Source organism: Bradyrhizobium sp. SZCCHNS1022, from assembly GCF_032484835.1.
Classification (GTDB): Bacteria; Pseudomonadota; Alphaproteobacteria; order Rhizobiales; family Xanthobacteraceae; genus Bradyrhizobium.
Genome location: NZ_JAUETT010000002.1, coordinates 520,172 through 532,345, shown reverse-complemented (window position 1 = coordinate 532,345; position 12,174 = coordinate 520,172). Strand labels below are relative to the sequence as shown.

General features: G+C 63.2%; 9 protein-coding genes and 4 pseudogenes. 9 read left to right on the top strand and 4 right to left on the bottom strand.

The genetic code is table 11. The features are described from left to right. Window positions 1-39: 39 nt before the first annotated feature. Window positions 40-187: pseudogene (locus QX071_RS16060) on the bottom strand (DUF932 domain-containing protein); the annotation flags it as partial. A gap of 258 nt (window positions 188-445) precedes the next feature. On the opposite strand from QX071_RS16060, the gene QX071_RS16055 reads away from it, so the two are divergent. From QX071_RS16055 to QX071_RS16015, 9 genes and pseudogenes are all read left to right on the top strand, one after another. Next, window positions 446-739, top strand: coding sequence for a helix-turn-helix transcriptional regulator (locus QX071_RS16055; RefSeq protein ID WP_315707201.1), 294 nt, complete (start codon window positions 446-448; stop codon window positions 737-739). Between the two features lie 12 nt (window positions 740-751). Continuing rightward, window positions 752-2,767, top strand: coding sequence for a hydrogenase 4 subunit B (gene hyfB / locus QX071_RS16050; RefSeq protein WP_315707200.1), 2,016 nt, complete (start codon window positions 752-754; stop codon window positions 2,765-2,767). Then, entirely contained in the window at window positions 2,758-3,711 is a 954-nt protein-coding gene (locus QX071_RS16045) for a respiratory chain complex I subunit 1 family protein (protein ID WP_315707199.1), read from the top strand. Before hyfB ends, QX071_RS16045 begins: the two co-directional genes overlap by 10 nt. Before the next feature lie 2 nt (window positions 3,712-3,713). After that, window positions 3,714-4,379 carry a hydrogenase-4 component E gene (locus QX071_RS16040; RefSeq protein WP_315707198.1) on the top strand — a complete coding sequence of 222 codons (666 nt, stop codon included), beginning with the start codon at window positions 3,714-3,716 and terminating at the stop codon, window positions 4,377-4,379. Further along, window positions 4,376-5,827, top strand: coding sequence for a hydrogenase 4 subunit F (locus tag QX071_RS16035; RefSeq protein ID WP_315707197.1), 1,452 nt, complete (start codon window positions 4,376-4,378; stop codon window positions 5,825-5,827). Before QX071_RS16040 ends, QX071_RS16035 begins: the two co-directional genes overlap by 4 nt. 5 nt (window positions 5,828-5,832) lie before the next feature. Beyond that, on the top strand, window positions 5,833-7,344 hold the full coding sequence (locus QX071_RS16030; protein WP_315707196.1) for a hydrogenase expression protein HypE: 1,512 nt from the start codon (window positions 5,833-5,835) through the stop codon (window positions 7,342-7,344). A gap of 120 nt (window positions 7,345-7,464) precedes the next feature. Then, window positions 7,465-8,004: an NADH-quinone oxidoreductase subunit NuoB gene (locus QX071_RS16025; RefSeq protein WP_315707195.1), complete on the top strand. Its 540-nt coding sequence runs from the start codon at window positions 7,465-7,467 to the stop codon at window positions 8,002-8,004. 144 nt (window positions 8,005-8,148) lie between these two features. Then, window positions 8,149-9,118, top strand: a pseudogene (locus QX071_RS16020) (IS3 family transposase). Window positions 9,119-9,135: 17 nt separating this feature from the next. Continuing rightward, window positions 9,136-9,285: pseudogene (locus QX071_RS16015) on the top strand (cytochrome c); the annotation flags it as partial. Between the two features lie 43 nt (window positions 9,286-9,328). Here the strand turns inward: QX071_RS16015 and QX071_RS16010 are convergent. From QX071_RS16010 to QX071_RS16000, 3 genes and pseudogenes are all read right to left on the bottom strand, one after another. Further along, window positions 9,329-9,460 (bottom strand): annotated as a pseudogene (locus QX071_RS16010) (LLM class flavin-dependent oxidoreductase); the annotation flags it as partial. Window positions 9,461-9,715: 255 nt separating this feature from the next. Continuing rightward, a complete protein-coding gene (galE, locus tag QX071_RS16005; protein ID WP_315703676.1) occupies window positions 9,716-10,729 on the bottom strand; it encodes a UDP-glucose 4-epimerase GalE in 1,014 nt (337 codons plus the stop codon). Between the two features lie 132 nt (window positions 10,730-10,861). Then, complete coding sequence (locus tag QX071_RS16000; protein WP_315729200.1) at window positions 10,862-12,172, bottom strand: alpha/beta hydrolase; 1,311 nt, start codon at window positions 12,170-12,172, stop codon at window positions 10,862-10,864. Window positions 12,173-12,174: the final 2 nt, after the last annotated feature.

Sequence of the window (12,174 nt, the reverse complement as noted above, 5' to 3'; positions counted from 1 at the left end):
TTAACGGGATGCGGCCCAGCTGGAGCCAAAAGCCAAGCGAACCGCGCCCGGCACTTTCCACCGAGTATATCCCCCTGCCGTTGCATGTGATCTGCATGACGGCCGCAACAAGTTCGTGATCCCAGATGCGGCCGTAGTCCGGCCCGGTGACGGCCCAAAGCTCGACTTGGCCGCTGTCGACAGTCAACCTGTCTCAGAGGTTGTGCGCAGCAAGAAATCCCTCCCTGCAGCAGCTTTCTTGGATGATGGTCAACGTGAGACAGTTACGATTGTGACCTGCCACCGAAGGTCGGGCCGACTGTGCCTGGGACAAAGCCCCTTACCGAATGATGCCTTAGACATCAATATAGCTATACAGAACGCCTTCATTGGTATAATTAATCGGGCTACTAGCATTTGAGTACGCAGCATTGATGCGCCAAATGTCAGAACTGACATCTCGACGATGATTACCGCTGCGCAGCTCCGCGCGGCCAGGGCGCTTCTTGGCATCGACCAGCGCCAGCTTGCAGAACTGTCCGGTCTTTCGGTCCCCACGATTCAGCGCATGGAAGCGAGCGAAGGGGTCGTGCGCGGCAACGTCGATTCCTTGATGAAATTGATCGAGGCACTGAACCAGAGTGGCATCGAACTGATCGGCGACGGAGCAACCAGTCAGACCGGAGGCCGCGGAGTCCGGCTCAAGCAGCCCGCACTCTCCGACGCGCGCCACGTGAAGGACATGGCGAAAAGGGCATAGGATGCATTTCCGATGAGTATCATTGCATTCCTCATGCTCTGCGCGGCAGCGATGTTGGGGGTTGCGCTGTTGGCGGTAGCCATCGCGCGCGGGCATGCGGCGACCCGCATCATCTACGGCGCCATGCTGGCGCTGTGCAGCGCGGCGACGGTTTCTTCGCTCACCGCGCTTGCCGACCAGGCCGGCGGTCCGACCGACCTGATTCTGCCGCTCGGCCTGCCCTGGATCGGCGCGCACTTCGCGATCGATGCGCTCGCGGCCTTTTTTCTCGTGGTCGTGAATATCGGCGGCACCGCGGCGAGCCTCTACGCACTCGGCTACGGCGTGCACGAGGAAGAGCCGCATCGCGTGCTGCCGTTCTTTCCGGCCTTCCTCGCCGGAATGAATCTGGTCGTGCTGGCGGCTGATGCTTTCAGCTATCTGTTGTCCTGGGAGTTCATGTCGCTGGCCTCCTGGGCGCTCGTGATCGCGCATCATCGCGATCCCGAGAACAGGCGCGCCGGCTACGTGTATCTGATCATGGCGAGCCTCGGCACGCTCGCGCTCCTGCTCGCTCTCGGCCTGCTCGCCGGACCGGACGGCAATTACAGCTTCGAGGCGATCAGGCATGGCGCGCGAACGCCGCTGACGTCGGCGATGGTGCTCGTGCTGGTCCTGATCGGTGCAGGATCCAAGGCTGGGCTGGTGCCGCTACATGCCTGGCTGCCGCTGGCGCATCCAGCGGCGCCAAGTCACGTTTCGGCGCTGATGAGCGGCGTGATGACCAAGGTCGCGATCTACGCCTTCATCCGCATCGTGTTCGACCTTGCCGGCGGCCTGCCCTGGTGGTCGGGCGCGCTGCTGCTCGCGATCGGCAGCCTGAGCGCAGTGCTGGGCGTGTTGCAGGCCCTGATGCAGGACGACGCCAAGCGGCTGCTCGCCTATTCGACCATTGAAAATATCGGCATCGTCTTCATCGGGCTCGGCCTTGCGCTGGCGTTCCGCGCCGACGCCATGAATGCGGCGGCTGCGCTGGCGATGACGGCGGCCCTGTTGCACGTACTCAACCATTCCTTCTTCAAGAGCCTGCTCTTCTTCGGCGCCGGCGCAGTGCTGACCGCGACCGGCGAGCGCGACATGGATCGCCTCGGCGGATTGATCCACCGCATGCCGACGACGAGCTTCCTGTTCCTGGTCGGTTGCATGGCGATCTCGGCGCTGCCGCCGCTGAACGGCTTCGTGTCGGAATGGCTCACCTTTCAGGCCGTGCTTCAAAGCCCCGATCTGCCGCAATGGGTGCTGAAGGTCATGGTCCCGGCGGCCGGCGGCCTGCTTGCGCTCGCAGCAGCGCTCGCGGGTGCGACGTTCGTCAAGGCCTTCGGCATCACCTTCCTCGGCCGCCCGCGCAGCACGGAAGCGGCGAACGCAACGGAAGTGGACCGCTTTTCGCTCTGGGCCATGGCGATACTCGCCCTGCTCTGCCTGATCGCGGGCATCGTTCCGGGCTCCATTATGGATGCCATAGCCCCGATCACGCGCCAGTTTGCCGGCGCGGCGCTGACGCCCCAGGCAAGCCGGCCCTGGCTCACGATCGTGCCGGAGGCCGAAACCGGCAGTTCGTATAACGGCCTGCTCGTCTTTCTCTTCATCGCCACGTCCGCGCTCCTCGCAGTGTGGGCGATCCACCGCTTCGCCTCGCACGCGATCCGCCGCGGCCCGGCCTGGGATTGCGGCTTTCCCGATACCAGTCCGCTCACGCAATATTCCGGCTCGAGTTTTGCCCAGCCTATCCGCCGCGTGTTCCTGGCGCGGACGCCCGTCACGAGCGAAAAGGTCAGCATGCCCGCTCCCGGTGATACACGTGCCGCCCGCTTCACGCTGACGATCACCGATCCGGTGTGGGAATGGCTGTACAAGCCCGTCGCCCGCGCCGTGGAGGGCGCCGCCCTCCAACTCAACAAGCTGCAATTCCTCACCATCCGCCGCTACCTCAGCCTCGTCTTCCTCTCCCTCGTGCTGCTTTTGCTGGTGCTCGCCATATGGAGCTGATGTCTGCCCTTCTCGTTCAGGTCTCCCAGATGATGCTGGTGCTGCTGGCAGCACCGCTCCTGACCGGCTTCGTACGCAAGGTGAAGGCGCGCATCCAGCGCCGCCGCGGCCCGCCGATCGTGCAGCCCTATCGCGACATTCTCCGACTCCTGAAGAAGGAAGTCGTGGTTGCCGAAAATGCTTCGTGGATATTCCGCGTCGCGCCCTATCTGATCTTCGCAGCGACTTGGGTCGCCGCCGCGCTGGTGCCGACCTTCGCGACGGGACTGCTGTTCAGCTGGTCCGCCGACCTCATCGCCATCATTGCGCTGCTCGCCAGCGCACGGTTCTTCCTGGCGCTGGCCGGCATGGATATCGGCACTGCCTTCGGCGGCATCGGGGCGAGCCGGGAAATGATGATCGCCTCGCTCGCCGAGCCGGCCATGCTCCTGATCATCTTCACCATGGCACTGGTCGCGCGCTCGACGCAGCTATCGGCCGTGGCCGATCTGATGGCCTCGGGCGTCGGCCTGCGCGTCTCGCTCGGCCTGGCGCTGATAGGACTGATCATCATCGCCATCGCGGAAAACGGGCGCATTCCGGTCGACAACCCGGCCACGCATCTCGAGCTCACCATGGTGCATGAAGCCATGGTGCTGGAATATTCCGGTCGCCATCTCGCGATGATCGAACTCGCCGCCGCGGTCAAGCTGCTTCTCTACATCTCGCTGATCGGCTGCATCTTCATACCGTGGACGCTCACCGAGCCCGGCGCCTCCCCTGTGAGCTATCTGGCCGGATCCGCAGGCTTTCTCGCCAAGCTGGCCATCTTCGGCTTCCTGCTCGGCGTGTTCGAGACGGCCATCGCCAAGATGCGCGTCTTCCGGTTGCCGGACTTCATCGGCGGAGCCCTGATGCTCGGCCTGCTCGGCACGCTGCTGTTGTTCGTATCGAGGAGCCTCTAGCAATGGCGCACGGACTGACATTCGATGTCGCGCACCTGCTGGCGGGGGGCTTGCTGCTGGTCAGCTTCCTGATGATCACGCAGCACAGGCTCTATTCGCTGCTGAACGCCTTTGCGCTCCAGGCACTTCTGCTGGCGATGTCGGTCGCCTGGCAGGCCAACGTCCAGCACGCGCCGCATCTCTATGTCACTGCTCTGATCGCGCTGGTCTTCAAGGCCGTGGTCGTGCCGGTCGGGCTGCATCGCATCATCCAGAGGCTCGGCATTCATCGCGAGATCGAAACCGTGATCGGTTCCGGAACGACCATGCTGGCCGGCATGGGACTGGTCGCGCTCTCGATGACGGTCATGCTGAAGGTCACCCCCACCGCCGATCCGCTCGCACGCGAGGACCTCGCCTTCGCGCTGTCGGTCGTGCTGCTCGGTCTGTTGATGATGGTGAGCCGGCGCAACGCCGTGAGCCAGGTGGTCGGCTTCATGTCGCTGGAGAACGGGCTGGTACTCGCCGGCACCGGCGCGCGCGGCATGCCGCTGGTCGTCGAGATCAGCGTCGCCTTCTCGATCCTGATCGCCTTCTTCGTGATCGGCGTCTTCCTGTTCCGAATCCGCGAGCGCTTCGACACCGTCGATGTGCAGGCGCTGGATCGCTTTCGCGGAGAGCGCCGATGACTTTCTCCGACAGCAGCGGCGTCATCTTCGTCCTCATCATCCCGGTCGTCTCGGCCGCGGTGCTGGCCCTGCTTCCCGACTATCGACTTTCGGCGCGCCTCAACGTGCTGGCGTCGGGGTCGACCTTCGTGGCGTCACTGTCGTTGTTCTTTGCCGATCGCAGCCAGGCTGGACATTATCTGTTCGTCGACGACCTCAACATCGCGTTCATCGTGCTCAACACCTTCGTCGGCTTCACCACCAGCGTGTTTTCGGCAAGCTATATCGGGCACGAGCTCGAGACCGGACGGCTGACGCCGGTACACCTGCGTTTTTACCACGCCATGTACCAAGTCATGATGGGCGGAATGAATCTCGCACTGACCGCCAACAATATCGGCCTGATGTGGGTCGGCATCGAGCTGGCGACGCTGACGACCGTGCTGATGGTCGGCATCTACCGCACCCATGAGGCGCTGGAAGCGGCCTGGAAGTATTTCATTCTCGGCAGCGTGGGCATCGGGCTCGCGCTGTTCGGCACCATCCTGGTCTACATGGCAGCGCTTCCCGTGGTGGGCGAAGGCATCAACGGCATGGTCTGGACGGTGCTGGTCGCGCGGGCCGCGCAATTCGATCCGGAGCTGATCAACGTCGCCTTCATCTTCCTGCTGCTCGGCTACGGCACCAAGGTGGGGCTGGCGCCGCTGCACGCCTGGCTGCCGGATGCGCATGCGGAAGGGCCGACGCCGATCTCCGCGGTGTTGTCGGGCCTCCTGCTCAACGTCGCACTCTATGCAGTGCTTCGCTTCAAGATCGTGCTGGCCGCCAATCCGAGTGCGGTGGCTCCCGGACAACTGATGGTGACACTCGGTCTGGTGTCGCTGGTGTTCGCCGCCTTCATGCTCTACCGGAGGCGCGACATCAAACGCCTGTTCGCCTATTCGTCGATCGAGCACATGGGCATCATCACTTTTGCCTTCGGGATGGGCGGCCCGGTCGCGAATTTTGCCGGTCTCCTGCACATGGCGATGCACAGCCTCACCAAATCGGGGATCTTCTTTGCCGTCGGCCATGTCGCGCAGATCAAGGGCACTCAGAAGATCGCCGACATCCGCGGCCTGACCGTGACCCACCCGGCGCTCGGCTGGAGTCTTGTGATCGGCGTGGTGGCCATCGCCGGATTGCCGCCGTTCGGCGTCTTCATGAGCGAATTCCTGGTCGTCAGCTCGACCTTCGCGCGCGAGCCGCTGCTTGCCATCCCGCTCGTGCTGGGCATCGTGCTCGCGCTCGGCGCGCTGTTCTACCATCTCAACGGCATCGCTTTTGGCGAGCCGACCGGAAGCACCGCGCCGTCGGATGCGTCCTACACGCCGATGATCCTGCATTTCGGTCTCGTGCTCATCGCCGGAATCTTCCTTCCGCCTACGCTGGTCACGTGGTTTCGGCACGTCGCCGATATTCTGGGGTGATTGCAATGAGCCTCGACGAAATCTTGCGAAAAGGCGAGCCTGCATCGAGCCACCGTCCCTGGCCGCGCGCCGTCGTCAGCGTCGCGACCTGGAACGAAGCGATCGCGGGACTTGCCGGCGGCGACTGGCAACTGCTGGGCCTTTGGGGCGAGGCGGATCGCGTTCACATGGCGCTGCTCGATGCGCCGAAGGCGGCGGTCGGCATCGTCACGCTCGATTGCCCGGAGCGCCGCTATCCGTCGGTGAGCCTGCATCACCCGCCGGCGCTTCGGCTGGAGCGGACCATCCGCGACATCCACGGCTTGCAGCCGGAGGCCTTGCCGGACCCTCGGGCTTGGCTCGATCACGGCAATTGGGACCTGCGGCATCCGTTGGCTGCGAAACCGGAGCCAACGCCGATCGACAAAGCCTATGCATTCCTTCCCGCCGAAGGCGACGGCCTGCACCAGATCCCGGTCGGCCCGGTCCATGCCGGCATCATCGAGCCTGGGCACTTCCGCTTTACCGCCAACGGCGAGACGGTGGTGCGGCTCGAACCCCGGCTTGGCTATGTGCACAAGGGCATCGAGGGCCTAATGGTGGGCGCGAACCTTGCGAAGGCGGCTCAGCTCGCGGCGCGCGCGTCCGGTGACAGCACGGTCGCTTACGGACTGGCCTTCGCGCGCGCGGTGGAAGCCGCGCTGGGGGCGGAAGCTCCGCCGCGAGCGAACCATCTGCGCGCGCTGATGGCAGAGCTGGAGCGTCTCGCCAATCACCTCGGTGATTTCGGCGCGATCTGCAACGACGCTTCCTTCACCCTGATGCTAGCCCATTGCGGCATATTGCGCGAGAAGGTGCTGCGGGCCGCGGGTGACGTTTTCGGCCACCGCTTGATGCGCGACTTGATCCTGCCCGGCGGAGCGGGTGCCGATATCAACCAGAATGGCGTCCATGCGATCCGATCGCTGGTGGGCGAGATCCAGGCCCGCTTCCCTGCCCTTGTCGAGCTCTACGACAACACTGCCTCGCTCCAGGATCGCACCGTCACAACGGGCACAGTGAAGCCAGATCTCGCCCGCCAATACGCGCCTGGCGGCTTCATCGGCCGCGCGTCAGGCCGCGCCTTCGACGCGCGCAAGCATCTTGCCTATGCACCCTATGACGAGCTCGCCTTCGAGGTTGCCGTGCTCGAGGCTGGCGACGTCAATGCGCGTGTGTGGATTCGCATTCGCGAGATCGAGCAAAGTCTAAGGCTCGTCATCCAATTGCTGGAACGGATGCCGCAAGGCGAAGTGCGGATCAATCTCCCCGTTGTCGGCCACGCTTGCGAGGGCATAGCGCTGGTGGAGGGTTTTCGCGGCGACATCCTGGTCTGGCTCAGGCTCAATGCCGACAACAGCATTGCGCGTTGCCATTTACGCGACCCCTCCTGGTTCCAATGGCCGCTGCTGGAGGCCGCGATCCAAGACAACATCGTTGCCGATTTCCCGCTCTGCAACAAATCGTTCAACTGCTCCTATGCGGGCCACGACCTCTAAAGCGCGATGAGATTGGGATGAATAGTCATCGCGCTTCGGGGTTATGTTTGAGCATGACCGCAAACGCGTTCCGCAAAGACGGCTGCGCACTTTTCCGGATCATGCTTTAAGGACATCCAGATGAGAAAACTGCTGTTCCAGAGTCTCGTGCAGATGCCGTTGACGGAGCCGGCGCCGTCGGCCGACGATCGGGCACTTGCAGAAGTGGGCGCTGCGCTGGAGCGGGCGGCCCGGCGGCGCCTTGGCCGGTCGCTGTCAATCCGCGAGGTCGATGCCGGCTCCTGCAACGGCTGCGAGCTGGAAATTCATGCGCTCAACAACTCTTATTACGATCTCGAACGCTTCGGCCTGCGCTTCGTCGCGTCACCGCGCCACGCGGACGTGCTGCTGGTGACCGGGCCGGTGACGAAGAACATGCGCATGGCGCTGGAGCGGACCTGCAACGCAACGCCCAATCCGAAGTGGGTCGTGGCCGTGGGCGACTGCGCCCGCGACGGCGGGTGCTTCGCCGGCAGCTATGCCGTGGTTGGGGGCGTGGGAGAGGTCGTGCCGGTCGATCTGCATGTCCCGGGGTGCCCGCCCGCTCCGCGCGAAATTCTCCGCGGGTTGTTGGCCCTTCTCGAACGCGTGGCTTCTGCGCCGACAGCCACCACGCCATAGCTATACCGATCGCATCCAGCCTGGCTGAGGCTGCCTGCTGGCACCGACACGAACATTGCGGGTTGATCGTTGCAGATTTGACCTACCCCTTAAAAAAAAATCCTCCAGATGGAGTTAGAGTCCGCCCTGACGAAGGACGGACAGATGAAGCGAAAGCGGTTTACGGAAGAGCAGATCATAGCGGTGCTGAAGGAGCACGAGGCTGGGGCGAAGACGGCGGACTTGGCCCGCAAGCACGGGATATCCGAGGCGACGTTCTACAATTGGAAGGCCAAATTCGGGGGCATGGACGTGTCCGAGGCCAAGCGCCTCAAGGTCCTTGAGGATGAGAATGCCAAGCTGAAGAAGCTTCTGGCCGAGCAGATGCTAGATGCGGCGGCATTGCGGGAGTTGCTCTCAAAAAAATGGTAGGGCCCGCTGCCAAGCGCGCCGCATCTACCGGCTCTATCGGGAGGAAGGGCTCACCGTGCGCAAGCGTCGTGCCCACCGCAAGGCCTGTGGTGTCCGCGTGCCGATCCTGGTGGAAGCCAAGCCGAACGCACGCTGGTCTCTGGACTTTGTGTCGGACCAGTTCGCAGGCGGACGGCGCTTCCGTATCCTCAACATCATCGATGACGTCACCAAGGAGTGCCTGGGCGCGATCGCCGACACCTCGATCTCGGGCCGGCGGGTGGCGCGGGAGCTGAGCTCGATCGTCAGCAAGCGTGGCAAGCCGGGGTCGATCGTCTCGGACAACGGCACCGAGTTCACCTGCAACGCGATGCTGGCCTGGTGCAAGGACAACGCCATCGACTGGCACTTCATCGCGCCGGGCAAGCCGATCCAGAACGCGTTTGTCGAGAGCTTCAACGGCCGCATGCGCGACGAGTTCTTGAACGAGACGCTGTTCTTCGGCCTCGACGACGCCAGGCGCAAGCTCGCTTCTTGGGTCGCCGATTACAACGGCGAGCGGCCGCACTCCTCGCTGAAATACGAAACCCCGGTGGCTTACGCTGCCATCCTCACCGCAACGGGCGATCGGCTGCGCAACCCCGACCAACTCCGCCAATCGCCCGTTGCTCCACCCGCGCCAGTCGGCGTACAACCCAACAGGACTCTAACCGCGGCTGGATGAAACTTCGGTGGCAGGTCAAGGTCTATTCGGTCACGGCGTATCTGCTGTTCCTGAACGGGATCGTGCCCGAGGACACGACTCTCGATGCCGCGTCCCTGGCAAAGGTCGAGATGCCGAACCGCAACGGCTTCACCCGGGATCCGCGGCCAGACGTGGCGCCGAAATGACGCTGGCCTGATCAGGGATTGGCCAGCGGAAATAGATTTCCAAACTGTCGAGCGACGCCTCTCCATCATATCCGCCCTTCGGCAGCCATTGCGTGGGGCTGAACGCGATCTCGAATCCCAGCTCGTCGGCCTTGCGCACGATCTCGGCATTGTAGTCGTAGGTCCAGGTCGAGCTCGATGGAAAGGTCGAAAGCCGGTCTTCGGAGAGCCTTCGGCAAATTGAGCATCGCCGCCAATGGCGCGCCATGCAGAACAAAACTGCGAACTCGTATGTTATTGAGATAACAATTATAACCAACACACGCGGAAACGAGCCCTTGCTCTCCCTGCAAGCCCTGAACACAACGACTTCGCAAGTTCGAGCCGCGTAGTTCGCGACTTTGACATGGCCGGCTGCCGGAAAGAAAGACGAAACGACGGCTCCCCTTGGTCAAAGCTCGCCGACCCGGCGAGGATGCGCCTTCGTATGCCATGCCCAGGCTGACCTGATGATCGTACGCAGGTCCGATCGCAATGGACGGAACTGGAGATCGTCGTTGGCAGCTGTGGGGTCCGCCACCAACGTGGAGGGGTCACCGGGGCGACGATCCTTCATCGTTGCGGGCGGCGCAGAACCGGTTTCACGCTCAATGGCGTGCAACACCTCTTTGACAGAATAACCCTTGCCAGTTCCGAGATTGAACGCTCGTCCGACAATTTTCCTTTCGTTTCTCATCAAGGCATGGATCGCCCTCACATGCGCATCTGCCAAATCGCTGACATGAATGTAGTCCCGGACTGCCGATCCATCGGGAGTGTCGTAATCATCCCCGTAGACGGCGAACTCATCCAGGTGCCCCTGCATGGCCATCAGCGCCCGCGGAATCAGATGAGTTTCGGGGTCCCGAAGTTCGCCGATAAGCCCGCAATCATCCGCCCCGCAAGCATTGAAATAGCGCAACCGAATCGCGTTGAATCCATATGAAGCCTCGAAGTCCCCGATGATCTGTTCCGCCATCCATTTCGATCTGCCGTATGGATTTACGGCACGACCTGCCTGGGCTTCTCTGATGGGCATCCCCGATACTTCGCCATAGACTGCACCGGTGCTCGAAAAAACAATGTTGGAGCATCCGGCCTTGCGCATGGAGTCGAGCAGCGTCAGCGTGCCGACCACGTTGTTACGATAATAAATGTGAGGATGCGATACAGACTCACCCACGAGGCTCGATGCCGCCAGATGAATAACGGCCTGGATCTCAAATTCCTTCAGCGCCGCAACGAGGCTCCGTTCGTCCAGGATGTCCCCTGTAACAAGAGGGCCCCAGTTCACAAACGATCGATGGCCGATTGTAAGGTTGTCGTAGCAGACAGGCTCAAATCCAGCTTCCTTAACTGCCTTGCAACAATGTGACCCGATGTATCCGGCTCCGCCCGTAACAAGAATCCGCCGCCCAGCACCCATGCAAGAACTCGCTTTCTTCAGCCGCAACCTTCCCGCGCCGCAACCTCAACCACTGCGATCAAATATCGACACGACACCTTTCGACCGATACCATGGGCTGTCGTTGTGGTCGACCGGCTTGCTCAATCCCGCTCATTCGGGTGAAGGCTTCCAACGTGCTGCAGTCGTCGTGGCGATCCATGCAAGGCAGCGATCCGGCCAGTTTGCGACCTCGCCGCCATGAATTCCAAGGCCAAAGCCATGGCCGCCGTGATCACAGATCATGGCCTCCACAGGCACGGTCGCGGCGCGCAGCGCCTCAAGGTAGACGAAGCTATTCTCTGGCTTGGCGACGGTGTCGTCCCGAGCGTGAACGACAAATGTCGGACAGACGTCTGGCGTGACGGCCCGCTCAAAGGAGTAACGTCCGGCCATGGCATCGGATGGAGACTTCCCGAGCAGGGCCTTGCGTGATCCAGCATGGGTAATGGCCCGATCCATTGAGATTACGGGGTAGACCAGGATGGCAAAGGCCGGCGATCCCGCCGACCGCGAGGCCCATGCCACCATATGCCCGCCGGCCGAGAAGCCCATGGCGCCGATCCGATCCGAGCGGATCCCCCACACCGTCGCATGGGCGCGCGTTACCGCCAGCGCTTCGTCGAGATCGGCCATCGGCAAAGGCGGGGCGGCGCCCCCCCGATCCGATTGCGGCAGCCGATATTTCAGGACAAGGCCGGCAATGCCCCGCGCAGCCAGCCAGCGCGCCACGTCATGACCTTCCTTATCGATGGTGACGCCGGCATAGCCGCCGCCCGGACAGATGACGATCGCCGTTCCGGTCGCGATCCGTCGCTCTGGGAGGAACACCGTCAAGGTCGGCCGGCCGACGAGGCGCACCGAGCGGTCGGGACGACTGACGCCACGCTCCTCGACCCGGTCGGCCATCGCCGACCCGCCGGACCCGGTGCCCAGCGCCAACTCGATCGGCAGCCGCCCGTCGCCCGTCGTCGTCCACGACGATCCCATCTGCAGGACCTCACGCAGGATATGCTCGACGCCCTCGATGGCAGGCAGCGCCAACGTCATGGCTGAAGATGTCTTGGCTGAAGACGCCGCTGCATCCAAGCCCACAGCGGCATAGCGGCCGCGAACCAGCCGCGCGAGGCGTGCAATGCCGGGTCGGGGACTGTCCGTCACGACGGGAATGCCGAACAGGACGCCCAAAATGGCGCCCCAGTTCGCACCGCGCGACGACGGCGCGTAGAGAGCCGCGGGCCGACGGCCACGCAACTGCCAAGCCAGCCGCATCAGGCCGGAGAACCGCGTGAGTCCGGCCGGCCAGAGTTCCGGCGCAAACCAAGTGGGATCGAAGCCGTCGCGCAAGGTAGCGGCTCGCGCCAGCGATGCCGCGTCGGCATCGTCGAACAGAATTGCCAATCGGAACGGTGTGGGCGCTTTCATCG